General features: G+C 72.8%; 21 protein-coding genes. 7 read left to right on the top strand and 14 right to left on the bottom strand.

Translation table 11 applies throughout. The features are described 5' to 3' along the window. Positions 1-14: 14 nt before the first annotated feature. Together AB0H75_RS01870 and AB0H75_RS01865 are read right to left on the bottom strand one after the other, a co-directional pair. A complete protein-coding gene (locus tag AB0H75_RS01870) occupies positions 15-1,397 on the bottom strand; it encodes an LVIVD repeat-containing protein (RefSeq protein ID WP_367788280.1) in 1,383 nt (460 codons plus the stop codon). A gap of 25 nt (positions 1,398-1,422) precedes the next feature. Then, a complete protein-coding gene (locus AB0H75_RS01865) occupies positions 1,423-2,823 on the bottom strand; it encodes an LVIVD repeat-containing protein (RefSeq protein ID WP_367788278.1) in 1,401 nt (466 codons plus the stop codon). Between the two features lie 166 nt (positions 2,824-2,989). Between AB0H75_RS01865 and AB0H75_RS01860 the strand changes: the two genes are divergently transcribed. Beyond that, complete coding sequence (locus tag AB0H75_RS01860) at positions 2,990-3,637, top strand: DUF305 domain-containing protein (RefSeq protein WP_367788276.1); 648 nt, start codon at positions 2,990-2,992, stop codon at positions 3,635-3,637. Here AB0H75_RS01860 and AB0H75_RS01855 read toward each other — a convergent pair. Both AB0H75_RS01855 and ahcY read right to left on the bottom strand, forming a co-directional pair. Beyond that, entirely contained in the window at positions 3,634-4,869 is a 1,236-nt protein-coding gene (locus tag AB0H75_RS01855; RefSeq protein ID WP_367790467.1) for an adenosylhomocysteinase, read from the bottom strand. The two genes, AB0H75_RS01860 and AB0H75_RS01855, sit on opposite strands and share 4 nt — an antisense overlap. Then, a complete protein-coding gene (ahcY, locus tag AB0H75_RS01850; RefSeq protein WP_367788274.1) occupies positions 4,869-6,296 on the bottom strand; it encodes an adenosylhomocysteinase in 1,428 nt (475 codons plus the stop codon). Before ahcY ends, AB0H75_RS01855 begins: the two co-directional genes overlap by 1 nt. A 104-nt stretch (positions 6,297-6,400) precedes the next feature. On the opposite strand from ahcY, the gene AB0H75_RS01845 reads away from it, so the two are divergent. After that, a complete protein-coding gene (locus AB0H75_RS01845) occupies positions 6,401-6,745 on the top strand; it encodes a MerR family transcriptional regulator (protein WP_367788272.1) in 345 nt (114 codons plus the stop codon). A gap of 8 nt (positions 6,746-6,753) precedes the next feature. Here the strand turns inward: AB0H75_RS01845 and AB0H75_RS01840 are convergent, their stop codons facing one another. Beyond that, positions 6,754-7,839, bottom strand: a complete 1,086-nt coding sequence (locus tag AB0H75_RS01840) for an alpha/beta hydrolase (RefSeq protein WP_367788270.1) — start codon at positions 7,837-7,839, stop codon at positions 6,754-6,756. Positions 7,840-7,914: 75 nt separating this feature from the next. On the opposite strand from AB0H75_RS01840, the gene AB0H75_RS01835 reads away from it, so the two are divergent. Next, positions 7,915-9,639 carry a phosphatidylglycerol lysyltransferase domain-containing protein gene (locus AB0H75_RS01835; RefSeq protein ID WP_367788268.1) on the top strand — a complete coding sequence of 575 codons (1,725 nt, stop codon included), beginning with the start codon at positions 7,915-7,917 and terminating at the stop codon, positions 9,637-9,639. 44 nt (positions 9,640-9,683) lie between these two features. On the opposite strand, the gene AB0H75_RS01830 is transcribed toward AB0H75_RS01835, so the two are convergent. The 5 genes from AB0H75_RS01830 to AB0H75_RS01810 form a co-directional block, all read right to left on the bottom strand. Continuing rightward, entirely contained in the window at positions 9,684-10,631 is a 948-nt protein-coding gene (locus AB0H75_RS01830; RefSeq protein ID WP_367788266.1) for a cation diffusion facilitator family transporter, read from the bottom strand. A gap of 49 nt (positions 10,632-10,680) precedes the next feature. Next, positions 10,681-11,787 carry an SIS domain-containing protein gene (locus AB0H75_RS01825; RefSeq protein WP_367788264.1) on the bottom strand — a complete coding sequence of 369 codons (1,107 nt, stop codon included), beginning with the start codon at positions 11,785-11,787 and terminating at the stop codon, positions 10,681-10,683. Then, positions 11,784-11,951, bottom strand: coding sequence for a Trm112 family protein (locus AB0H75_RS01820; RefSeq protein ID WP_347643246.1), 168 nt, complete (start codon positions 11,949-11,951; stop codon positions 11,784-11,786). The genes AB0H75_RS01825 and AB0H75_RS01820 overlap by 4 nt, the downstream gene beginning before the upstream one ends. A gap of 200 nt (positions 11,952-12,151) precedes the next feature. Next, positions 12,152-12,949 carry an HAD-IIB family hydrolase gene (locus AB0H75_RS01815; protein ID WP_367788262.1) on the bottom strand — a complete coding sequence of 266 codons (798 nt, stop codon included), beginning with the start codon at positions 12,947-12,949 and terminating at the stop codon, positions 12,152-12,154. A gap of 50 nt (positions 12,950-12,999) precedes the next feature. Next, complete coding sequence (locus AB0H75_RS01810) at positions 13,000-13,368, bottom strand: DUF3499 domain-containing protein (protein ID WP_367788260.1); 369 nt, start codon at positions 13,366-13,368, stop codon at positions 13,000-13,002. Between the two features lie 376 nt (positions 13,369-13,744). Between AB0H75_RS01810 and AB0H75_RS01805 the strand changes: the two genes are divergently transcribed. Then, a complete protein-coding gene (locus AB0H75_RS01805; protein WP_367788258.1) occupies positions 13,745-14,104 on the top strand; it encodes a metallopeptidase family protein in 360 nt (119 codons plus the stop codon). A gap of 86 nt (positions 14,105-14,190) precedes the next feature. Next, positions 14,191-14,574 (top strand): VOC family protein, encoded by a 384-nt coding sequence (locus AB0H75_RS01800; protein WP_367788256.1) that lies wholly within the window; start codon positions 14,191-14,193, stop codon positions 14,572-14,574. 6 nt (positions 14,575-14,580) lie between these two features. On the opposite strand, the gene AB0H75_RS01795 is transcribed toward AB0H75_RS01800, so the two are convergent. From AB0H75_RS01795 to AB0H75_RS01780, 4 genes are all read right to left on the bottom strand, one after another. Beyond that, positions 14,581-15,897 carry a DUF5719 family protein gene (locus AB0H75_RS01795; protein ID WP_367788254.1) on the bottom strand — a complete coding sequence of 439 codons (1,317 nt, stop codon included), beginning with the start codon at positions 15,895-15,897 and terminating at the stop codon, positions 14,581-14,583. Then, the gene (locus tag AB0H75_RS01790) at positions 15,894-18,752 is read right to left on the bottom strand and encodes a glycosyltransferase (RefSeq protein ID WP_367788252.1); all 2,859 of its coding nucleotides are present in this window, start codon (positions 18,750-18,752) and stop codon (positions 15,894-15,896) included. The genes AB0H75_RS01795 and AB0H75_RS01790 overlap by 4 nt, the downstream gene beginning before the upstream one ends. A 116-nt stretch (positions 18,753-18,868) precedes the next feature. Continuing rightward, positions 18,869-19,129 carry a WhiB family transcriptional regulator gene (locus tag AB0H75_RS01785; protein WP_020546325.1) on the bottom strand — a complete coding sequence of 87 codons (261 nt, stop codon included), beginning with the start codon at positions 19,127-19,129 and terminating at the stop codon, positions 18,869-18,871. Positions 19,130-19,448: 319 nt separating this feature from the next. Then, positions 19,449-21,416 (bottom strand): hypothetical protein, encoded by a 1,968-nt coding sequence (locus AB0H75_RS01780; RefSeq protein WP_367788250.1) that lies wholly within the window; start codon positions 21,414-21,416, stop codon positions 19,449-19,451. Positions 21,417-21,597: 181 nt separating this feature from the next. On the opposite strand from AB0H75_RS01780, the gene cofD reads away from it, so the two are divergent. Next, a complete protein-coding gene (gene cofD, locus AB0H75_RS01775; protein WP_367788248.1) occupies positions 21,598-22,536 on the top strand; it encodes a 2-phospho-L-lactate transferase in 939 nt (312 codons plus the stop codon). Continuing rightward, positions 22,533-23,876: a coenzyme F420-0:L-glutamate ligase gene (locus AB0H75_RS01770; RefSeq protein ID WP_367788246.1), complete on the top strand. Its 1,344-nt coding sequence runs from the start codon at positions 22,533-22,535 to the stop codon at positions 23,874-23,876. The genes cofD and AB0H75_RS01770 overlap by 4 nt, the downstream gene beginning before the upstream one ends. Positions 23,877-23,914 lie beyond the last annotated feature (38 nt).

The raw sequence follows: 23,914 nt of genomic DNA, 5'->3' as shown, positions 1-23,914 counted from the left end.
CGTCGCCGGAAGGGTCAGTGCCCCCGTCCGGCCCGGTACGACTCCTGGCTCTGCACGTTCAGCCGGTCGGTCCTGACGTGCCGGGCGCTGTCGGTCAGCCGGTCGTCGATCCTGACGATGTCGAGGCCGTGGTGGAAGTCGGCCCCGTAGATGTAGCCGTTGTAGTAGTAGGCGGACCAGATCCCGCCGCCGGTCCCGTCCGCGCGGGGACCACGCTCGAAGTAGCCGATCTCCCTCGGGTGGGCCGCGTCGGTGAAGTCCCAGACGGACAGGCCGCCCATGTACCACGCCTGCACCATGATGTCGCGGCCCTTGACCGGGATCAGCGAGCCGTTGTGCGCCACGCAGTTCTCGCTGTCGGCCTGGTAGCGCGGGATCTTGAAGTAGCTCTTGAAGACGAGCTGCCCGCGCACGATCTCGTAGATGGCGTCCGCGCCACGGTTCGGCCCCGTGGCCTCGTTGCAGGTGGCCTGGCCGCCGCCGCCGAGCTCGTCGGTGAAGACGACCTTCCTGGCGTCGTTGCTGAACGTGGCCGAGTGCCAGAAGGCGAAGTTCGGGTCCGTGGTGCGGGCGGTCACCACCGGGTTGAGCCGGTCGCGGATGTCGAACAACACGCCGTCACCCATGCACGCGCCCGCCGCGATGTCCTTCTCGGCGTAGGCGGTGATGTCGTGGCAGCCGCTGGTGGGCACCAGCAGGCCGGGCTGGGTCTCGTTGCCGCCGTCGGGGAAGACGACCGGGGTGGCCGCCACGGCCGCCTCGGCGGGATTCCTCAGCGGCACCTTGATGATCGAGATCTTGTCGTGCGGCGGCTGGCAGTCGGGGAAGGTGCTGCTCGGGTTGTAGGAGGAGACGTAGATGTAGACGTTCCTGTTCCGGTCGTGGCCCCTGCCCGGCACCAGGGTCAGGGTGTGGGAGCCGCAGTTCGTCTCGACCGACTTGATGTACTTCGGATTGGCCTTGTCGGAGACGTCGAAGATGCGGACGCCCTCCCACGCCTCCTTGTGGTCGGCGGTCAGGGCCGTGCTGTTGCAGGAGTCGTCGCTGCGCGAGGAGTCCACGGCGGTGAACAGCAGGTCGCCGTACACGCTGACGTCCATCTGCGAGCCCGGGCAGACGACGGAGCTGACGGGCGTGGCCCGCTTCGGGTCGCGGACGTCGTAGATGGAGAAGCCGCCGTAGTTGCCGACGTAGGCGTAGCCGTCCTGGAAGGCGATGTCGGTGTTGATGGTGGTGGCGAGCGGGGCGGGCTTGGGGATGTTCAGCACGTGGGTCACGTTGGGGCTGGTGACCACGGTGTCGGCGGGCGGGATGTCTGCGGCGGACGCGGGTATCGCGGTCAGCGGTAACGCCAGGGCCGCCGCGACCGCCACGAGGGCGCGGCGCGGGATGGACACTCGGGGAGCCTCCTTGCGGGGATGGTCAGTGATCGTGGCCGTGGCCGCGGTCCGGGTAGGACGCCTGCGACTGGACGTTCAGCCGCCGTGTCTTGACGCTGTTCGCCTGGTTCGTCCGCCAGTCGTTGATCTTGAGCACGTCCAGGCCCAGGTTGAAGTCGGAGCCGTAGATGTAGCCGTTGTAGTAGTACGCCGACCAGAAGCCGCCGCTCAGCGCCGGGGCGGTGTTGTCCGGGCCCCGCTCGAAGAAGGCGATCTCCTGCGGGTGGGCCGAGTCGGTGAAGTCGATCACCGAGATGCCGCCCTGGTACCACGCCTGCACCATGATGTCGCGGCCCTTGACGGGGATGAGCGAGCCGTTGTGCGCCACGCAGTTCTCGGTGTCGGCCTGGTAGCGGGAGATCTTGAAGTAGCTCTTGAAGACGAGCTGCCCGCGCACGATGTCGTAGTAGGCGTTGGCGCCCCTGTTCGGGCCGATGGCCTCGTTGCAGGTGGCTCTGGTGCCGCCGCCGAGCTCGTCGGTGAAGATCACTTTGGTGCCGTCGTTGTTGAACGTGGCCGAGTGCCAGAAGGCGAAGTTCGTCTCGTCGCGTACCTGGGCGGTGACCCGGGGCCGCTCGGGGTCGCGGATGTCGAGCAGGATGCCGTCACCCATGCACGCGCCCGCGGCGATGCCCTTCTCCGGGTAGGCGGTGATGTCGTGGCATCCGGTCGTGGCCGACTTGCCGTCGGGGTAGCTGCCCGGCACGCCGCCGAAGCCGCCGTCGGGGAACAGGTTGGGCGTGGCCACCACGGACGCGGCCGCCGGGTCGCGCAGCGGGACCTTGATGATGGAGATCAGGTCGTGCGGCGGCCGGCAGTCGGGGAAGGTGTCGCTCGGGTTGTAGGAGGAGACATAGATGTAGACGTTCTCGCCCCTGCGGTCGGGCACCAGGGTGTGAGTGTGCGAGCCGCAGTTCGTCTCGACCGACTTGATGTACTTGGGGCTGGCCTTGTCGGAGACGTCGAAGATGCGCATGCCCTCCCACGACTCCTTGACCGTGGCGGGCTGCGAGGTGCTGGCGCACGAGTCGTCGTTGCGGGAGGAGTCCACGGAGCCGAACAGCAGGTTGCCGTAGACCGAGACGTCCATCTGACCGCCGGGGCAGACCACCGAGCTGACCAGGGAGGTCTTCCGCGGGTTCCTGATGTCGTAGATCGAGAAGCCGGAGTAGTTGCCGACGTAGGCGTAGTCGCCCTGGAAGGCCATGTCGGTGTGGATGTCGGCGAGCGCGGCCGGCTTCGGCACGTTCGTGACGTGCTTGATGTTGGGGCTCATGACGATCTCGCCCGGAGCCGGGATGTCCGTGGCCTGGGCGGGCAGGGTGATGCCTGCCAGGGCCACGACCGCCGCGAGCAGGGTGAGCGCCCTGCGGGGGGATGACAACGGTCAACCTCCTGTAAAGGGGGCATAAATCTACGTCATCTTCGCCTGTCAGCCCCCTGCGGGCCAGCGGCCAAGTTGTCAATTTTTGTTCCGATTTGCCCTCTTTTAATCCCCTGACTTATCACTTAGAGTGCGCATGCTCGACAACGTCGGTCAGGGAGGCCGGGTGCGCTCAGCACTCCTCGTCATCGCAGGCACACTCGTCGTCCTCGCCACCGGCTGCACCTCCTCCGGCGCCCCGCAGGCCCCGCGCGCCGACTCCACCGCGCCCGTGATCGCCCCCGGCCGCCCCGGCGAGCAGGCCAGGACGCTCGCCCCCGCCGAGGCCGCCACCGCCGTGCCCTCGCCGACCGCGAACGCCGCCGACGTCACCTACGTCCAGGACATGATCGTCCACCACCGCCAGGCGCTCGACCTGGCGCTGCTGGCGCCGAACCGGGCCCGGTCGGCGAAGGTGAAGAGCATGGCCGACCGGGTCAGGGCCGCCCAGGGCCCGGAGATCCAGTTCATGACGGGCTGGCTGCGCGAGCAGGACCAGAAGGTCCCCGACCACCACGCCGCGCACGAGGGCATGCCGGGCATGGCCACGCCGGAGCAGATCGAGGCGCTGAAGGCGGCCCAGGGCACCGCCTTCGACCGGATGTTCCTGCAACTCATGATCAACCACCACCTGGGCGCGATCAGGATGAGCGAGCAGGTGCTGGGCAGCGGCTCCCACCAGCGCATCGAGGAGCTGGCCGGCGAGGTCAGCGTCGAGCAGAGCGCGGAGATCCGCCGCATGCAGCAGATCGAACGCGAGCTGCCCGCGAGCTAGGAGCCCGCTCGCCAGGAGTGCAGGTAGTCCTCCTGCTCGCCGGTCAGCCGGTCGATGCCGATGCCGGCCGCGGCCAGCTTGAGCCGGGCCACCTCGTGGTCGATCTCCTCCGGCACGTCGTACACGCCGGGCGCGAGGCCCGCCCGCTCGCCGGCCAGCCACTCCACGGCGAGGGCCTGCGCCGAGAACGACATGTCCATGACGGCCGCCGGATGCCCCTCGGCGGCGGTGAGGTTGACCAGGCGCCCCTCGGCCAGCAGCAGCAGGCGGCGGCCGTCGGGCATGACGTACTGGTCGGTGTTGGGGCGCACGCCGCGGTGCACCTCGGCGGCCAGCTCGTCCAGCGCCCGTACGTCGATCTCGACGTCGAAGTGCCCGGCGTTGGCCAGGATCGCCCCGTCCTTCATGGCCGACAGGTGCTCGGCCCTGATCACGTCGCGGTTGCCGGTGACGGTGATGAACAGGTCGCCGACCAGCGCCGCCTGCGCCATCGGCCGCACCTCGTAGCCCTGGAGGGTGGCGTCGAGCGCCTTGACCGCGTCGATCTCGGTCACGATCACCCGCGCCCCGAACCCCTTGGCCCGCTCGGCCACGCCCCGGCCGCAGTAGCCGAAGCCGGCCACGACCACCGTGCGCCCGGCCAGCAGGGTGTTGGTGGCCCGCATGATGCCGTCCAGCGTGGACTGGCCGGTGCCGTACCGGTTGTCGAACATGCGCTTGGTGCGGGTGTCGTTCACGGCCACGACGGGGAAGCGCAGCGCGCCCTCCGCGGCCATCTGGCGCAGCCGGATGATGCCGGTCGTGGTCTCCTCGCAGCCGCCGCCGACCCGCTCCAGCAGGTCGGTGCGCTCGGTGTGCAGGATGTTGACCAGGTCGCAGCCGTCGTCCAGCACGAGGTCGGGCCCGAGGTCGAGGGCCTGGTGGATGTGCCGGTAGTAGGTCGCCCGGTCCACGCCGGCGCGCGCGTGCACGCCGATCCCGTACGCCCGCAGCGCCTCGGCCACGTCGTCCTGGGTGGACAGCGGGTTGGAGGCGGCCAGGGCGATCTCCGCCCCGCCCGCCTTCAACGCTCCCATCAGCACGGCCGTCTCGGCGGTGACGTGCAGGCAGGCCGCGATGCGCAGCCCGTCCAGCGGCCTGTCGACCGCGAACCGCTCGCCGATCGCCGTCAGCACCGGCATCGAGCGCGCGGCCCACGAGATCTGCCGCTCACCGCTGTCCACGTCAGGGATCAGTAACGGTAGTGGTCGGACTTGTACGGGCCCTCGACGTGCACGCCGATGTAGGCGGCCTGCTCCTTGGTCAGCTCGGTGAGCTTGACCCCGAGCGCGTCGAGGTGCAGCCGGGCCACCTTCTCGTCGAGGTGCTTGGGCAGCGTGTAGACGCCGACAGGGTATTCGGCGGTCTTGGTGAACAGCTCGATCTGCGCGATCACCTGGTTGGTGAACGAGTTGGACATGACGAAGCTGGGGTGGCCGGTGGCGCAGCCCAGGTTCATCAGCCGGCCCTCGGCGAGCACGATGATCGAGTGGCCGTCCTCGAAGACCCACTCGTCGACCTGCGGCTTGATGGTGTTCTTGACGATGCCGGGCAGCTTGGCCAGGCCGGCCATGTCGATCTCGTTGTCGAAGTGGCCGATGTTGGAGACGATCGCCTGGTGCTTCATCCGCGCCATGTGGTCGGCGGTGATGATGTTGAAGTTGCCGGTGGCGGTGACGAAGATGTCGGCGATGCCGACGACCTCGTCGAGGGTGGTGACCTGGAAGCCGTCCATGGCGGCCTGCAGGGCGCAGATCGGGTCGATCTCGGTGACGATGACACGGGCGCCCTGGCCGCGCAGCGCGTCGGCGCAGCCCTTGCCGACGTCGCCGTAGCCGCAGACCACCGCGACCTTGCCGCCGATGAGCACGTCGGTGGCGCGGTTGAGGCCGTCGATGACGGAGTGGCGGCAGCCGTACTTGTTGTCGAACTTGGACTTGGTGACCGAGTCGTTGACGTTGATGGCCGGGAAGAGGAGCTGGCCGTTCTTGTGCATCTCGTACAGGCGGTGCACGCCGGTGGTGGTCTCCTCGGTGACGCCCTTGATGCTCTCGGCGATCCTGGTCCACCTCTTGTCGGGGCCGACCGTGCGGGTGAGCAGGTCGACGATGACGTGCCACTCCTCGGGGTCCTCGGCGGTGGCGGGCGGCACGGCGCCGGCCTTCTCGTACTCGGCGCCCTTGTGGACGAGGAGCGTGGCGTCGCCGCCGTCGTCCAGGATCATGTTGGGGGTGTCACCGCCGGGCCAGGTGAGGGCCTGCTCGGTGCACCACCAGTACTCCTCCAGCGTCTCGCCCTTCCAGGCGAACACCGGGACGCCCCGCGGGTCGTCGGGGGTGCCGTCGGGGCCGACGACCACCGCGGCGGCGGCGTGGTCCTGGGTGGAGAAGATGTTGCAGCTGACCCAGCGGACCTCCGCGCCCAGGGCGACCAGCGTCTCGATGAGGACGGCGGTCTGGATCGTCATGTGCAGGGAGCCCATGATCTTCGCGCCGCGGAGGGGCTGCGAGGCCGCGTACTCCTTGCGGACCGCCATGAGGCCGGGCATCTCGTGCTCGGCGAGCCGGATCTCCTTGCGGCCGAAGTCGGCAAGTGAAAGGTCGGCGACCTTGAAGTCCATCGGGGTTCCCCTCGCGCTGACGGATGATGTGTCGCGCAAAGTCTAGGCGGCCCAGGAGGGGGGTCGCATCCGCGGAGGGCCGAAACTGACGTAAGAATGTAAGGATGCGCATCACGGAAGCGGCCAGGCGGCTCGGCATGTCCCCGCGGATGCTCCGGTACCGCGAGGCCCTGGGGTTGCTGCCGCCCGTGCGGGAGCAGGGCGCGCACCGGCGGTTCGGGCCCGAGGAGCTGGCCGCGGTGGCGCAGGCGGTGGAGCTGGAGAAGCGGTTCGACGTCTCGCCGGCGGAGCTGGCGTTCGCGCTGCGGGTGCTGAGCGAGCCCGCCGTGGCCGCCGCCGTACGCGACCTCGGCGTGCGGATCGGCCGCATCCCGGTGCCGCGCAGGGCCCTCGACTTCGAGAAGGAGAAGGCCCTGCGGCTGCTGCGCTCCGGCCGGCCGGTCAGGTAGGCAGGTAGTCAGGTAGGCGAGGGCCGGTCCACGGTGAGCTGCTGGGCCAGCCACGGCAGCGCCTGCGGCAACTCCCGGTTCCAGGTGTTGAAGTTGTGACCGCCGCTCGGCAGGATCAGCGACGAGGCCCGCATCGGCGGCCTGACCGCGGCGAGGAACCTCCGCGTCGCCCGGTAGTCGGCCTCCCCGCGTCTGCTGGTGGTGACCAGCACGCTGACGGGCGGCGCGGGCAGGTGCGCGAGCCGCCACATCAGGTCCTCGCGCTCGGCCAGCCGCCCGTCGCCGTGGAAGAGGTCGCCCGTGGTGCCGTCGATGATCGTCCTGTAGTAGCCGGAGAGCGAGACCGCCGCGCTGAACGCCTCAGGATGGCTCATGGCGAGCTTGAGCGCGCAGTAGCCGCCGGTCGAGCCGCCGAGGACGCCCCACGAGTCGCGGCTCGGCGCGGCCCGGAAGTGGTCGATCACCTGCTGCCGGACGTCCCTCGCGAAGTACTCCTGCACCTGCGGCCCGTGCGGCACGTCCACGCACTCGGTGTCGCGCGGCAGCACCACGCTGGGCCGCATCATGACCAGGATCGCCGGCTCGGCCTGGCCCTGGCCGATCGCCCGCGCCATCCGGCCGGGCAGGTCCATGCGGGTGATGAGGTTGCGCGGGTCGCCGGGGTAGCCGGTCATCGCGAGGATCGCCGGGAAGCGCCGCCCCGGGTTCCTGAAGTACGCCGACGGCAGGTAGACATAAGCCTCCTCGCTCAGCCGGGTGCTCGCCCCCGGGATGATCACCTGCTCGATCCGCCCGCCCAGCACGTCGCGCGTGCCCAGCACCTGGAGGCCCGCGCCGGCCAGCGTGATCGTCGCGGTGGAGGTGTCGGTGCCCAGCAGGTCGCTCCAGGAGCCGTAGAAGCCGAAGTACGCATTCCCCGCCAGGCCCAGCGCGGCCAGCGTCAGCGCCTGGCACGCGACCAGCACGCCCACCCGGCCCGTGACCGCCCGCCGGCTCGCCCCGCCGAGCCGTGGCCACCACCACACCGTCGCCACCAGGGCCGCCAGGGCGAGCCCCGCCACGGTCAGCGTCAGTCCCGCCGAGGTGAGTCCCATGACTTCCGGCTTACCCGTCCGCCGGTAAGCCGGAAGTTAACGCGCCGATTAGCCGCGCGGGGGTTCACTGGCGGTGTGAGGCGCTCCTGGATCCCCGCCGCCGCGGGGTACGCCGCTACGGCCATCGGCCTGCTCGACATCGGCAAGGCCGTCTTCCCCCGCTTCGGGCACAGCCGCATGGGCGAGTGGTCCGACCTGCTTCCCGGCATCGTCACCACCGTGGCCGGGGCCTCCTCGCTGGTCATCGGCGTGATGCTGGTGATGATCGCGCACGCGCTGCGGCGCGGGAAGGTGCGTGCCTGGCGGGCGGTCGTGGCCCTGCTGCCGGCCGGCGCCGCCATGAGCGTGATCCACCTGCACCTCGCCGCCGCGGCCGTCTCGCTGGCGCTGCTGGCCGCGCTGGTGGCCGGTCGCCGCGAGTTCTCCGCGCTGCCCGACCCGCGCTCGCGCTGGCGCGCCCTGGGCAACCTGCTCGTGCTCGGGGCCTTCGACGTCGGGCTCGGCTACCTGATCGTCAGCGCCCGGCCGCGGGCGCTGACCGGCGCTCCCGGCCCGTTCGACCGCCTGGAGCACGTGGTGCTCGGGCTGGCCGGGGTGGAGGGACCGGTCGCCTTCACCTCCGCGCGGGTGTCCGGCCTGGTCTACTTCTCGCTGCTGGCGCTCGGCACGCTCACCGCCGTGAGCACGCTCTACCTGGCGCTGCGCCCGTCCCGGCCGGTCGCCGAGCTGAGCGAGGAGGACGAGGCGCGGCTGCGCGCCCTGCTGGCCCGGCACGGCGAGCGGGACTCGCTCGGCTACTTCGCGCTGCGGCGGGACAAGAGCGTGTTGTTCTCCCCTTCGGGGAAGGCGGCCGTCGCCTACCGGGTGGTGTCCGGGGTGATGCTGGCCAGCGGCGACCCCATCGGCGACCGGGAGGCGTGGCCGGCGGCGATCAGGGCGTTCATGACCGAGGCGCGGCGGCACGCCTGGGTGCCCGCCGTCATCGGCTGCGGCGAGACGGCCGGCGAGGTGTGGACGCGCGAGGCCGGCATGTCGGCACTGGAGATCGGCGACGAGGCCGTCGTCGAGGTGGCCGGCTTCACGCTGGAGGGCCGGGCCATGCGCAACGTCCGGCAGATGGTCAACCGGGTCGAGCGGCTCGGCTACACCTGCCGGGTCGGCCGCGCCGCCGAGCTGACCGACGAGGAGCGGGAGCGCGTCAAGCAGGCGGCCGACGCCTGGCGCGGCACGCAGACCGAGCGCGGCTACTCCATGGCGCTCGGCCGCTTCGGCGATCCGGCGGACGCCGGCTGCCTGGTGACCACCGCCCACAAGGACGGCGAACTGAAGGCCGTGCTGCACTTCGTCCCCTGGGGGCCGCACGGCATCTCCCTGGACCTCATGCGCCGCGACCGGGCCGCCGATCCCGGGCTCAACGAGCTGCTGATCGTCAGGACGCTCCAGGCCGCGCCCGCGCTCGGCATCACGCAGGTGTCGCTGAACTTCGCCATGTTCCGCGCCGCGCTGGCGCGGGGCGAGCGCCTGGGGGCGGGACCGGTGCTGCGGGCCTGGCGCGGCCTGCTGGTCTTCCTGTCGCACTGGTTCCAGATCGAGTCGCTGTACCGGTTCAACGCCAAGTTCCGGCCGATCTGGGAGCCGCGTTTCGTGGTCTACCCGAACGCCAGGGACCTGCCCAGGATCGGACTGTCCGCGCTGCAGGCGGAGGCGTTCATCACGCTGGGGCGGCGGCGGGGCGAGCGGGTGTCCCGGCCGTGGTGGCCGGGACCGCTCGGCAAGCCCCTCGCGCTGTGGCGCTCCTGAGCGGGCTCAGCGCTCCTGACGGGGCTCAGCGCTCGTGTGCGGGCTCAGCGCTCCTGGGCGGGCTCAGCCGACGCGGACGAACGCAGCCGGTCGAGGTCGGGCTCCAGGTAGATGACGCGGGCGATCGGCACCGCCTCGCGGATGCGCCGCTCGGCCTCGTCGATGCCGCGGGCCACCTCGGCCGCCGTGTCGTTGTGCTCGACCGCGATCTTGGCCGCCACCAGCAGCTCCTCCGGGCCGAGGTGCAGCGTGCGCATGTGGATGATCCGCGCCACCTCGGGCGCGCTCTCCAGCGCGCCGCGGATGCGGGACTCCACCTCCGGCGAGGCGCCCTCGCCGACCAGCAGCGACTTGGTCTCCACGGCCAGCACGATCGCGATGACGGCCAGCAGCACGCCGATCATGAGGGTGCCGATGCCGTCCCAGATGCCGTCGCCGGTGATGACCGCCATCGTCACGCCGAACAGCGCGAAGATGAGGCCGAGCAGCGCGCCCAGGTCCTCCAGCAGGATGACGGGCAGCTCCGGCGCCTTCGAGCGGCGCACGAACGCCACCCACGACTGGTCGCCGCGGATCTGGTTCGATTCCTTGATCGCGGTACGGAACGAGAAACCCTCCGCGATGATCGCGAAGATCAGCACCGCGAACGCCCAGATCGGCGCCTCCACGGCCTGCGGATCGGAGATCTTGTGGACGCCCTCGTAGATCGAGAACGCGGCGCCGATCGTGAACAGCACGACGGCCACCACGAACGCGTAGAAATAGCGCTCACGCCCGTAGCCGAAGGGATGCTGCTTGGTGCTGGCGCGCGCCGCCCGCTTGCCGCCGATCAGCAGCAACACCTGGTTGCCCGAGTCGGCGACGGAGTGAATGCCCTCCGCCAGCATCGACGACGATCCGGTGAACGCCGCCGCCACGAATTTGGACGCGGCGATGGCCAAGTTCGCGGACAGGGCCGCAATGATCGCTTTTGTTCCGCCGCTCGCGCTCACCGGTCTTCTCCACTCATAGAGATCACGTAATAAGGACTGAAAAGGGATCCTATTGGGAGATTCTGGCCTTAAGCTCAGTGATCGCTGACACGGGGGTCGGATCGATGCCGTACCCCAGCGCGAGATAGGTGCTGGCGTAGTCGCCCAGCCCGATCAGCGAGGCCATCCGCTCCAGCGGATGCGTTCCTTCGGCGGCCAGCTCGGTGACGGGCACGCCACGGTCGCGCGCCAGCCGCAGCACCGTCTCGCGCTGCCGCGTCACCTGCGGATGCTCCTCGACGTCGCGCAGCAGGACGAGCCGCAGCGTCCAGCCGGCGGAGTCGGCGAAGATGTCGCGCTCGGCCAGCGGGCCGTCGAGGACGGCCACCTGGTTGTGCCCGGCCTCGGGCAGCTCGCCGCAGAGCGCGGGATACTTGGCGTTCGTGTTGAGCTGGCCGGCCAGGCGGACGGCCGCCACCCGCGTCACCGCGGACGTCCCCCAGATCACCGGCACGCTCTCGGCCAGGTCGAGCGCGAGGGACTTGCCCGGGTTGATGAAGGAGTCGCTGGACGGGCGGCACCGGTGCGCCATGTCCTCCAGCACCCCGGCCACCCGCTCGAACAGGTCGGCCTCGGCCGGCACCAGCCGCAGCGCGGCCGCGGCCACGATCGGCGGGACCGCCAGCAGCCACAGGCCGGCCCGGGACTCCCCGCCGACGGGCACCGCCACGTAGGGCGCCGACGCCTGCACCGCGATCGCCTCCAGCGGCGAGCGCGCGGGCCCCACGCCGAGCAGGGCGCAGCCGCGCCGCACGGCCTGCGTGGCGATCGACAGCGTCTCCTCGGTGTCTCCCGAGCCGGACACGGCGATGACGAGATCGGTCGCGCCCACCCAGCCGGGAAGCTGGTAGGAGCGCAGAGTCACGATCGGCAGCGGCACACCCGGGCCCGCCACCGCCGCCAGCATGTCGCCCGCGATGCCGGAGCCGCCCATGCCGGCCACCACGACGGCCCGCGGCCGCCCGTGGGCGGCCAGCCGGTCGAGCTGGGCCTCGGCGGCCGCGCGGTGGCCGGTGCGGACGTGGGCCGCGGAGGCCGCGACCGCGGGCAACATGCCGGAGGGGTCGGCCTCGCTCAGGTGAGCCTGGTCGTCGAGCCGGTCCGGCTCCCAGGTCACGGCTTCCTGGCCTCGTCGACGAGCAGGACGGGGATGTCATCCCGGACGGGGTAGATGAGGCCGCAACCCGTGCAGGCCAGCTCCTCGGCCTCGGCCTCGGCCCGCAGGGGCGCCTTGCACGCCGGGCAGGCCAGGATCTCCAGCAGCCAGTCGTCGATCTTCACTCGCTCACCAATCTCGCTCTCCGTCACCAGCTTGACCGTAACATCACGATGCCACTGCTCAGGGCCACTGCTCAGGTGGATTGCGCTTTGCGTATGACGGCCTGGATGTGCTGGAACACCGCTTGACTTGCGCCGCCCCATTGTCCCAGACCTTGGATGTCCGATTCAAGAAAAGCCCCGCGGGGCCGCGGTGGCCCAGCTCAGCCCGAGGACACCGCGCCGTCGAGCCCGCGCTGCCGGAGGAAGCCCTCCACGAACTCCGCGGTCTGCTCCCAGCCCTCCACGGCCACGCACTCGATGCCCATCAGCTTGACCGGGTAGTCGTTCCCGCCCTCGTCGAGGCGGTCGCCGACGAACAGCACGTCACCGATCGACAGGCCCAGGGTCTCGAGCAGGCGGCCGATGCCGTACGCCTTGTCGATGCCCTTGCGGGTGATGTCGACGGACGTCGAGCCGCCGCTGCGGACCTCCAGCGCCGGCAACTGGGCGGACACCCGCGCGCACAGCAGGCGGCGCTTGGAGCCGTCGGGGTCCCAGGCGTACTTCGCGCTCGGCGGAGCCTGCTGGCCCAGGGCGGAGAAGGTGATCTGGCTGCCGCGGTCCTCGACGATCTCGCCCCAGGTGTCCTCGGCCCACAGGCCCAGCTCCTTCGCGGAGCGCGTGAGCACCTCGATGATCTCCGCCTTCTCGGACTCGGCGAAGTCCTCGGCGTACACCAGGGACCACTCGGTGTCTTTCCAGCGGTAGTAACGGGTGCCGCAGGTGGGCATGAGGTGCAGCCTGGCGCGCTGCCCGTCGTCGACCGGCAGGTGCCTGAGCACCTGGGTCTCGAACTGGGCGAACTGCCCGCCGGAGATGACGCAGACCTCGACGGAGTCGAGCAGGCGGGCCAGGAGCCCGGCCATCCGGTCGTCGATCCGGGACTTGGAGACCGCCAGCGTGTCATCCAGATCGAAGGCGATCAGGGAGTACGTGGGATTAATCGGAGCTCCTACCAATCGACCGCGGGCACGTCCCTCGACTCTACCGGCGGGTGCGGGAGAGCGCTTCACCGATCGCGGTGCTGCTGCGCCGACCTCAGAACGCGCAGGTGCCCGCGCCGCCCGACCTCCACGCCCTGGCCGACCGGCTCGCCGCCGCCGGACGAGGCCGGCCGCGCGGCCTCCCTGACGGCGTTGGCCAGCGCCTCAAGGTCGTCGGAGCTGGGTGAGGCGCCGTCCGTGGGCAGCCGCACCACCTCCCAGCCGCGGGGGGCGGTCAGCCGCTCGGCGTGTTCGGCGCACAGGTCGTAACAGTGTGGCTCCGCGTACGTCGCCAGGGGGCCGAGAACAGCGGTCGAGTCGGCGTATACGTACGTGAGCGTGAAGACGGCAGGCTGGCTGCACGCGGTGCGGGAACAGCGGCGGACGGGGCTCACGGAGGGACCGTATCTGGTAAGAGTGCGAGGCGCCACTATCTGAGCGCTCTTAACGAGCGTGTCGCCACAATTCGGACACCTGTCGCAGCCTTTCCACCCACATGCCCCGATGACGCCACCCCGCGCCACCTGCCGGGACGACGAACCGCCCGCCGCCAGGGGTACACAAAAGGATCACCAGAACGCTACCTTCCCGCCCGCCCGCCGCCCGCGCCGCCCGGCCCACGCGAGGATCACTCACGGAGCCGGCCCCGTCACCCGGAGATCCGGCGGCCGGTCCCTTTACACTTACTGGGTGACATCACAGCGCGGTCCCCGACGGCGCGATCGCCACGGCCGCGGGCTCCGCGGCCCGCTCGCCCCCTCCCACGTCCCCATGGCCCGATCGCGCAGCGAACGCTTCGACGACCTCGTCCTCGACGCCGTCGATCGCCTCCGCCCCCGCTGGGAGCGGCAGCTGTCGGCGGTGGAGTTCGCGGTGGAGGAGGTGCCGCCGCTGAGCGAGCTCGACGACGGGCCGCACCTGGGCTCCGACCCGATCCCCCTCGGACGCGCCGACGCGGCCGACGGCCGGCACCCGGCGTCGGTGGTCGTCTACCGCCGCCCGCTGGAGGCCCGGGCCCGCGACCGCGACACGCTGGGCGCGCTGGTCCACGACACGGTGGTGGAGCAGGTCGCCACCCTGCTCGGCCTCTCCCCCGAAACCGTCGACCCCGGCTACGACGACCGCCGCTGACCCCACGGGCCCGCCGCGGGCCCACCGATGAGTTCGCCCGCCTCCTCCCGTCTGCCTCCGTGAGAACCGACGACAGGAGGCCCGTGGTGGGCGAGCGAGTCAGCAGGGCGATCACCGGTGTCAGGACCGTCGGCGTTCCCGTCGCCGACCAGGAGCGCGCGATCGCGTTCTACGTGGGCGTGCTCGGCATGGAGAAGCGGCTGGACCTGCCACTCGGGCGGCTCGGCGGGCGGTGGATCGAGGTGGCGCCGGCGGGGGCGGGCACCACGATCGCGCTGGTGCCGGCGTCCCCCGGGGCGGGAGCCGGCGTGGAGACGGGGGTGCGGCTGAGCGCGGCGGACGCGGCGGCCCTGCACGAGGAGCTGGCCGCGCGCGGGGTCGAGGTGGGCGAGCTGCTGCGCTGGGAGGGCGTGCCGCCGATGTTCACCCTGCGCGACCCCGACGGCAACGCGCTCACCGTCGTGGAGTAGGCCGGCTCACGGCACGACCACGAGCGGCGTGTCCGTGAGCGGGGGCAGCAGGGTGAACGCGCGGGCCGGGGCCAGGGGCTGGACGGTGAGCAGCAGGCCGTCCTTCAGGCGCTCCTCCAGCACCCGGCTCCCGTACACCTCCCCGGCCACGGGCGTCACGACCACCGCGAAGTCGCCGCGTGCCTTCAGGCGGACCTCGCGGGTACGGCCGGCGGGCACGTCCACGTCGAAGGGCGGCTCGGCGGCGCCCTCGCCCGGCACCACCTGGACCCGCACCTTGCCCGGCGCGGCGCCCACGGCCGAGAGGACCAGGCGGGAGCCGGCGCCGTTGCGGGCCACCGCGCTGCCCAGTTCCAGGGACGGCGTGCCGGCGGTGAAGGCGGCGTCCTGGTGCTCGCCGGTGCCGGTCATGACCAGGCCGGCCACGACGGGCACGTCCGAGGTGAGGACGAGGGCCGCGGCGGAGGCGGCGAGGCCGGTGGTGACGTCCGCCGAGACGACGCCACCGGCCGGGACGTCCAGCGACTCGCGCCCGCGCATCGCGTACTCGGCGTCCTCGCTGACCGCCCGCACCTTCACCACCGCGTCCCGCTCGCCGGGCGCGGCGACGATGAGCTCGCGGAGCCCGCCGCCGCCCGGGATGCCGGGGACGACCACGCGGGTGGCGGGCGCGGCGGCGGCCGGCAGCCAGTCGACGCCGCCGGTCTCCAGGACGGCGCGGGCGGCGACGGCGACGCGGCCGAGGACCGTGGTGACGCTGACGGCCGCGATGTCGGCCGACGGCGCCAGGGTGCGCAGGTCGATCGCGCGCTGCTCGCCGGGCGCGATCTCCAGGCCCACGCCCTTGTCGCCGGAGACCGGGCCCTCGGGGGCGTGCACCTGGACGTCCACCAGGGCGGGGGCCTTGTCGGCGTTGGTGAGGCGCAGCACGACGCTCGCGCTCGCCGGGCCGGGGCCGAGCAGCCAGGTCGCGGGGGCCGGCTCGGTGCAGCGGACGCCGGCCAGGCCCCGGGCGGCGCCGCGGGCGGCCCGGGTGGTGTAGCCGGCCTCCAGCGCGCCGGGGCCGCCGGCCACGTACGGCTCGCCGCTCTTCATGGTCTCGTGGGACAGCGTGCCGGGCAGGTAGACGCCGACCTTCTCCCCTTTCGTCCCGGGGCAGACCGCGGTGACCGCCTCGACCGGGACCTTGCGCGGCGCGGCGGAGGCGGGGGCCGCGGAGGCCGCGGGGGCCGGGCGGGTGACCCAGGCGAGCCCGTACAGGGCCGCCAGCACCGCGACCACCACCGCGAGCAGGCCGAAGCGGTTGTCGATGAAGGCTCTCACGACGCCCTCGCCGTCCTCGCCGTCCTCGCCGCCCTCGCCGCCAGGAGGGGTTCGGCGGGGGCGGGCTCGGCGGGGAGGTCCTGCGGGCTCTCGCGCCTGCCGGGGGCGGCGAGGACCGTCATGACCAGCACCATCAGGCCCTGCGCCCACAACCACGGCTTGTGCAGGGCGCCCTCCGGCCGGGCGGGCACCCGGGTGACCGGCTCGGCCAGCCGCCACAGGCCGCCGGCGTCGGACAGGCTCAGGCGTTCCAGGGACGGCTGCGAGTCGAGCATCCTGGCCAGCCGGTCCTGGACGGGCGGCACCACGGCGACCATGGCGATGCCCTGCTGCGCCAGGGTGGCGGCGTCGCCGCCGCGCCCGCCGACCAGCCCCTGCGCGGCCGTGGCCACGCGAGCGGCGGCCTCGGCGGGCACGGGCAGCTCCGCCTCGCCGAGCAACGGCGTGCGGCCGTGCAGCACGGTGAACGCCGCCCCCTCGACCACGAGGGTGCGCTCGCCGTGCTGGGAGCGGGCGGCGGCGAGGGCGGGCAGCACGTCGGGCGCGTGCCCGGTCAGCGGGCCGCGTACGCCGGTGGCCACCCACCAGCCGGCGGCCAGCAGCGGCGTGCTGAAGGCCACCGCGACCACCGCCGTCGCCCCGAGCCTGCGCAGCCCGCCCGCCGCGCGCAGCCCGCTCAGGCGGTGGGCGGTGAGCGCGACGAGCACCACCAGCCCGGTGCCGGCGAACGCCAGCGGCACCCCGGGCCAGCCCCGCGCCCCCTCGACCGGGACGCGGCTGACCAGCAGCGCCACCAGCATCCCGTACAGGGCGACCCCCCACCCGACGGCGACGACCGTGCGCTGGCGGCGCATGAGCAGCGCGGCCAGCGCCGTCACCAGCAGGCCCGCGCTCACCCAGGGCGGCGGCAGGCCGGGCCCGCCGGGGCTGAGCGCGAGCAGCGACTCGGGCGCGAGCGAGGGGTCCACGAGGGCGGGGTCGTGCAGCCCGGCCTCCAGCAGGATCCTGCCCGGCTCCGCGACCACCGTGACCAGCCAGGGCAGCAGCAGCGCCACCGGCACGAGCAGCACGATCGCCACGGACGCGACCAGGCCGGGCCGCCGCCACAGCGCGAGCGCGACCCCGCCGAGCACCGCGACCATCGGGTACGTCAGCGGCACGAACGCCGTCCCCACGGCCAGCAGCAGCCCGAGGGCCCAGGCGGCGCGGCGGGCGCGGCGCGGCTCGGCGGACAGCACGCTCACGCCGAGCGAGGCGTAGACCGGCACCAGCACGAACACCACCGCCGTGCCCAGCCGCCCGGCCGCGATCGCGCCGGTCGCGACGGGCAGCAGCGCGTACGTCCCCGCCGCCCACGCCCGCGCCGGCACCGCCGGGACGACGTGCCGGGTGGCCAGGTACGCGGTCGCGCCGGCCAGCGGCACCGAGCCGAGCAGCAGCACCGACACGGCCAGCCAGGTCTTGCCGAGCGCCAGCGTGGACAGGGCCGCGACGACCGCCACGTAGGGCGGGGCCCAGGCGTCCGAGCCGAGCCCGGCGCCGTCGTGGAAACCCTCGGTGTAGAACGTCCAGAGGTCGCCCGCGCTCCCGGTCACCGGCACCAGCGCGCCCCCGCCGAGCCGGTCGCCGAGCAGCAGGGACCGCTCGGCGACCAGCGCGACGGCGGCCAGGGCGAGCATGAGGACGACGCCCGGCCGGGACAGGAAGCGCTTGACCGCGCCGCTGTCGTCCGGGGCGAGCGCGTGCTCGTCGTCCTCCTCCGGCGAGGCGGCGGCGTGGTGGTGGCGGCCGGTGGCCTCCATCGGGGTCTCGCCGGCGAGGAAGCTCTGGACCAGGTCGACGAGCCGCCGGTAGGCCGCACCCGGTGGCGTCATCAACCGCTTTATACGCTTGTATCCCTTCTTACGGCCATGCCGGCGTGCCCGCCGCGCCCGCGCCAGCCGCAGCGGGTGCACCAGCACCGACCCCATCGCGGCCAGCTCGTCCAGCGCGTTCGCCGGCTGCTTGCCGACGACGAACAGCAGCGTGCGGAGGGCCGAGCCGAGCACGTTCCGCAGCAGCGCCCAGAGCATCGCGCGGAAGGGCAGGTTCGCCATCACCACGAAGATCGCGTTACGCCGGTCGAGCCTGCGCGGGTGGTCGCCGCTCACCGTGATGCGCCGCCGGCGGCGGGCCGCCGCCTCGGCGTGCCAGGCCACGGCGGTGGTCGCGACCAGGACCTTGTGCCCGGCGTTGCGTACGCGCCAGCACAGGTCGAGGTCGTCGCGGAACAGCGGGAGGAACGGGTCCAGCCCGCCCGTCCGCTCCCACACGTCGCGGCGGACCAGCATCCCGGCCGTGGAGACCGACATGACCTCGCGGACCCCGTCGTGCTGCCCCTGGTCGAACTCGTGCGGCTCCAGCCCGGTGTCGCGGCGCCCGGTGCGGCCGACCGTCACGCCCACCTCCAGCAGGCGGCGGCGGTCGAGCCAGTCGCGCAGCTTGGGACCGATCACGGCGGCCTTGGGGTCCCGGGCGGCCGCGTCGAGCAGGGCCTCCAGCGCCCACCGGTCGGGGGCGCAGTCGTCGTGGAGCAGCCAGACCCACTCCTCGTGCCCGGCGTGCCCGGCGGAGGGGAGCCGGTCGAGCGCCTCGGCGACGGACTCGGCGAAGGCGGCCGAGCGGGGCTGGGAGATCACGTTGCCACGGCCGAGCGCCTGGGCGAGCAGGTCGGCCGAGCCGTCCCTGCTGCCGTTGTCGACGCCGATCACGCGGTCGGGCCTGCGGCTCTGGCTCGCCAGCGCCCGCAGCGTCTCCCCCAGCCATCGCCCGCCGTCGTGGGCGACGACGATCGCGGTGACGTAGGGACGGGACATGTGCAGGTGACTCCTGAGGGGGGTTGGTCAGGCGGGGCCACCATACATGTCGAAGTGGTCAGAAGATGCGAAAAAGGGCCACATGGTCGTCCCACGTGGCCCTTCCGCCTCCACCGTCAAACGGCTTGGCGCTTGATTCGCCTGCGCTCCCGCTCGGACAGCCCACCCCAGATGCCGAACCGCTCGTCGTGCTCAAGCGCGTACTCAAGGCACTCGGCCCGGACCTCGCACGATCGGCAGACCTTCTTGGCCTCTCGGGTGGAACCACCCTTCTCCGGGAAGAACGCCTCCGGATCGGTCTGCGCGCACAGCGCGCGTTCCTGCCAGCCAAGTTCTTCAGCGTCAAGCTGATCCTGTGCGATGACCGGATCGGTCACTGCACACCTCCCTGCCGCCCGCCCGCAATGGAGCCCCCCATGGACGCCTTCCTTAGTACCCACCCACGGGAAGGCGTAACAACATGGTTGTAATTACACGCGCGTGCGCTGTCCGGCGTCAAGCGGCATGCAGGTATCCGGGGAAAGACCAGATCTCGCCCCGGTGTGCTCGGCATGTGATGTTCTCGCCCGGACGAACCCCCCGCTTTCCTGGGCCCGGCCTAGGGTCGTTCAACCCGTCAGCGGTCCGAACCGTATCAGGGCGGGAAAGACGCCCGCCCGCGGCCCGCCTTCTCTCTATCCGTTCATTACCGGTCCGTTACCTGCGTGGCTCATTGGGGGTGTATATGGCGGTGGGGTGGATCGGGTCGTCGCCGGGGCGCGGCTGCTCGCTGTCGAGGGCGTCGCCCCGCACCGCGGCCCCCGGGTCCAGGCGCACCGTCGACTCGCCCTGGGCGTCGCTCCAGCCCGGCGCGGGCGGGGCGGGCGGCACGGGCGGGGCCTGGTGGGACGGCTGGTACGGGCGCGGCTCGTAGCCGCCCTGCTGGGGCTCGTACGGGCTCTGCGGCGGCTGCTGGGAGTGCTGGGGGTGCTGCGGGTGGCCGAACGGGTCGTCGTACGGGTGGGAGGTGCCCGCGGCGTAGTCCGGGACGCGCAGGTCCGGCGCGGTGCCCGCCGCCGACTGGTACGTCTCCGCCTGCTGGTAGGCGTCGAGGAGCTGCTGGGAGCGCGGGTCCACGGGCGGGTCGGGCTCCTGGTACGCCGGCGCGGGCGGGACCGGGGCGGCGGGGACGGGAGCGCCGGGGGCGGCGAACTCGGCGCCCGAGTAACCGGTGAACGGGGTGCCGCCGTGCTGCGGCTGGTCGAACGCGTTCTGGCCGTAGTAGGGCTGCTGCGGCGGCTGGGCGGGCTGGGCCGACGGCGGGAACGGGACGCTCGGGGAGGTGTCGCCCGTCGGGTAGGACTGGTCGGCGGGGGTGGCGAAGGGGTCCTGGGAGGCGTACGGGTTCGGGCTCGGGTGGCCGTAGAGGCTCGGCTGGCTGTCGGCCGGGACGTACGGGGCGGGCTGGTACTCGGCGGCCGGGGTGTTGTACTCCTGCGGCGCCGGAGTGGCGTAGTCCGGGGCCGGGGTGTGGTAGTCCGGGGCCGGGGCCGGGGTGTGGTAGTCCGGGAGGGCGGTCGGGGCGGCCGGGCGGTCCACGGTGGGGGTCGTGTCGGCGGGCGTGTAGGAGGCGTGCTGCCCGAACGGCTGCGGTTGCGGCGGGCTCTGGCCGAAGCCGGGGTTCGTGCCGTACCCGGTGTCCTGGCCGGCGCCGCCGAAGCCCTGCGACGGCGGCGCGTAGGGCGAGTCGGGCTGCCCGCCGCCGAAGCCCTGCTGGGGCTGGGCGTAGGCGGGCTGCTGGGGGTCGGCGTAGGCGGGCTGCGGGTCGGCGGGCGGGGTGTACTGGCCCGGCATCGCGTGCTGGCCCGACAGGGGCTGGGCCGCCGGGAGCCGGCCGGGGGCGGCGTGCTGGCCGGACGGCGGCTGCTGCCCGTAGGCCGGCAGGTGCTCGGTCTGGGCGGGCACCGACTGCTGGCCGGAGGGCGGCTGCTGGCCGTAGGCGGGCAGGTGCTCGGGCAGGGCGGGCAGGTGCTCGGGCACCGGCTGCTGGCCCGAGGGCGGCTGCTGGCCGTACGCGGCGGGCGCCGGCTGGTCCTGCGGGCCGTAGCCGGGGGCGGGCTGCTGGCCGGACGAGGGCTGGCCGGGAGGGGGCTGGGCGGGCGAGGGCTGGCCGGCCGGGGGCTGGCCGTAGGCGGGAGCGGGGCCGGGCTGGGGCTGGGGCTGGCCGAGCTGGGGGTGGTGGTAGACCTGCGCCACCGGCCGCGCGGGCAGCACCTGCGGGACGAGGTACACCAGCGCCACGGCGACCAGCGCCAGCCTGGGCGCGCCGAGCAGCACGAACTCCACGGTGTCCCGCGCCCCGTCCCCGGCGAACAGCCCGAGCAGCAGCGACAACATCCCGAACACCGCGGCGAGCAGCAGCCCGACCGCCGCCCCGTACGTGACCGGCCTGGCCTTGGCCGACGGCTCGCCGACCTTGGTGAGCAGCAGCACGGCCCCGAGCAGCAGGGCCGCCGTGACCGGACTGGTCAGGTCGAAGAAGGTGGAGGCCGCGCGACCAGTGAAGGTCGAGCCGGACGGGCCGATCAGCAGGTGACCGACCGCCAGCAGGACGCTCACCAGCCCGGAGACGAGCATGATCCAGGCGGCCGGCTCCCGCAGCCGCGCCACGTCAAGTTTGCTCATAAGTACCCCCATCGGACCCTTTGGCCCGAAGGGAGTTTGCCACATCGTCAAGTCAGGCGTCGGGCGTCCCACCAACCCCTTACATCTCAATTCGGCCTATACCAGCAAGTACGCGGTTGCAGCCGGTGAAAGTTCACTCCCCCGCCCGGGCTTGCCGGAGGCCGGTGAAAGACTGAGGCCCATGCACATCGTGTCACTCGCCGGCGGCATCGGCGGCGCCCGTTTCCTGCGCGGTCTGCGCGCGACCGAGCCGGACGCCACGATCACCGTGATCGGCAACACGGGGGACGACATCACGCTGTTCGGGCTGCGCGTCTGCCCCGACCTCGACACCGTCATGTACACCCTGGGCGGCGGCATCGACGAGGAGCAGGGCTGGGGCCGGGCCAAGGAGTCCCACGTCGTCAAGGAGGAGCTGGCCGCGTACGGCGTGGAGCCGCAGTGGTTCGGGCTCGGCGACCGCGACTTCGCCACCCACATCGTGCGCTCGCAGATGCTGGAGGCCGGCTACCCGCTCTCCCAGATCACCGAGGCGCTGTGCGCGCGCTGGCAGCCGGGCGTGCGGCTGCTGCCGATGACCGACGACCGCTGCGAGACGCACGTGGTGATCGAGGACGAGCGCGGCCGGCGCGCCGTGCACTTCCAGGAGTGGTGGGTGCGCCTGCGCGCCTCGGTGCCCGCCCAGTCGTTCGCCCTGGTGGGGGTCGACACCGCCCGGCCCGCGCCGGGCGTGCTCGACGCCATCGCGCAGGCCGACGTCGTGATCCTGCCGCCGTCCAACCCGGTGGTGAGCATCGGCACCATCCTCCAGGTCCCGGGCATCCGCGAGGCCCTGCTGCCCAAGACCGTGGTCGGCGTGTCGCCGATCATCGGCGGCGCGCCGGTGCGCGGCATGGCCGACGCCTGCCTGACGGCGATCGGCGTGGAGACGACCGCGCAGGCCGTCCTGGAGCTGTACGGCTCCGAGCTGATCGACGGCTGGCTGGTGGCCGAGGAGGACGCCGGGGTCGCCCTCGACGGCGTCCGGGTCGTGGCCCGGCCGATCCTCATGCACGACGCCGGGGCCGCCGCCGACATCGCCCGTACCGCCCTCGACCTGGCCCTGGAGCTGTCCCGATGAGCGTTTCCCGGCAGACCCCCTCCGTCTCCCGGCAGACCCCCTCCGTCGAGGTGATCCCCGTCCAGGGCATCGGCGAGGTCCGCCCGGGTGACGACGTGGCGGCCCTGCTGTCGGCGGCCCTGCCGTCGGCCGCCACGGACCGGGGCGCCCTGCGCGACGGCGACATCGTGGTCGTCACCTCCAAGATCGTGAGCAAGGCCGAGGGCCGCGTCCGCAGCGCCCCCGACCGCCGCCAGGCCATCGAGGACGAGACCGAGCGCGTGGTCGCCCGGCGCGGCGACACCGTGATCTCCCAGACCCGGCACGGCTTCGTCATGGCCGCGGCCGGCGTCGACGCCTCCAACACCGAGCCGGGCACCGTCCTGCTCCTGCCGGAGGACCCCGACGCCTCGGCCCGGCACATCCGGGCGGGCCTCGGCGCCCGGGCGGGCGCGCGGGTGGGCGTGATCGTCTCCGACACGTTCGGGCGGCCGTGGCGCCACGGGCTGACCGACGTGGCGATCGGCGCGGCCGGCGTGCGCCCCCTCGACGACTTCCGCGGCCGCTCCGACGCCTACGGCAACGAGCTGAGCGCGACTGTGACGGCCCTCGCCGACGAGATCGCCGCGGCGGCCGAGCTGGTCAAGGGCAAGCTCGACGGCGTGCCCGCGGCGATCGTGCGCGGGCTGGCCCACCTGGTGACCGACGAGGACGGGCCCGGCGTCGCGCCGCTGGTGCGCCCGGCCGACGAGGACCTCTTCCGCTACGGCTCGCGTGACGTCGTGTTCGCGCGCCGGACGATCAGGGAGTTCGCCGACCGGCCGGTCGATCCGCAGGCCGTGCGCAGGGCGGTGGCGGCGGGCATCGCCGCGCCCGCGCCGCACCACACGACGCCGTGGCGGTTCGTGCTGGTCGAGTCGGCCGAGACGCGGGTCAAGCTGCTCGACGCGATGCGCGAGGCGTGGATCGCCGACCTCCGGGGCGACGGGTTCGGCGAGGAGTCGATCGCCAGGCGGGTGCGGCGGGGCGACGTGCTGCGCAACGCGCCCTACCTGGTGGTGCCGTGCCTGGTGATGGAGGGTTCCCACACCTACCGCGACGAGCGGCGCAACGCGGCCGAGCGGGAGATGTTCGTGGTGGCGACCGGCGCGGGGGTGGAGAACTTCCTCGTCCAGCTCGCCGTCGAGGGGCTGGGGTCGGCGTGGGTGTCGTCCACGATGTTCTGCCGCCCGGTGGTGCGCGAGGTGCTCGACCTGCCCGGCTCCTGGGACCCGATGGGCTGCGTGGCCGTGGGGCACGCGGCCGCCCCGCCCCGCGACCGCGCCCCCCGCGACGCGGCCGACTTCATCCTGACGCGCTGATCGGCGGGCCGTACCGGCCCGCCCCGGCGGGCCCGTCC

The organism is Nonomuraea sp. NPDC050783 (assembly GCF_040802095.1).
GTDB lineage: Bacteria > Actinomycetota > Actinomycetes > Streptosporangiales > Streptosporangiaceae > Nonomuraea.
This window is presented reverse-complemented; position numbering and strand designations above follow the sequence as displayed.

Coding starts and splice junctions, on each gene's coding strand:
- ahcY (WP_367788274.1), bottom strand. CDS start 6,296: ATGGACTTCAAGGTCGCCGACCTTTCACTTGCCGACTTCGGCCGCAAG.
- AB0H75_RS01845 (WP_367788272.1), top strand. CDS start 6,401: ATGCGCATCACGGAAGCGGCCAGGCGGCTCGGCATGTCCCCGCGGATG.
- AB0H75_RS01840 (WP_367788270.1), bottom strand. CDS start 7,839: ATGGGACTCACCTCGGCGGGACTGACGCTGACCGTGGCGGGGCTCGCC.
- AB0H75_RS01805 (WP_367788258.1), top strand. CDS start 13,745: ATGGCCCGATCGCGCAGCGAACGCTTCGACGACCTCGTCCTCGACGCC.
- AB0H75_RS01790 (WP_367788252.1), bottom strand. CDS start 18,752: ATGTCCCGTCCCTACGTCACCGCGATCGTCGTCGCCCACGACGGCGGG.
- AB0H75_RS01780 (WP_367788250.1), bottom strand. CDS start 21,416: ATGAGCAAACTTGACGTGGCGCGGCTGCGGGAGCCGGCCGCCTGGATC.
- cofD (WP_367788248.1), top strand. CDS start 21,598: ATGCACATCGTGTCACTCGCCGGCGGCATCGGCGGCGCCCGTTTCCTG.
- AB0H75_RS01770 (WP_367788246.1), top strand. CDS start 22,533: ATGAGCGTTTCCCGGCAGACCCCCTCCGTCTCCCGGCAGACCCCCTCC.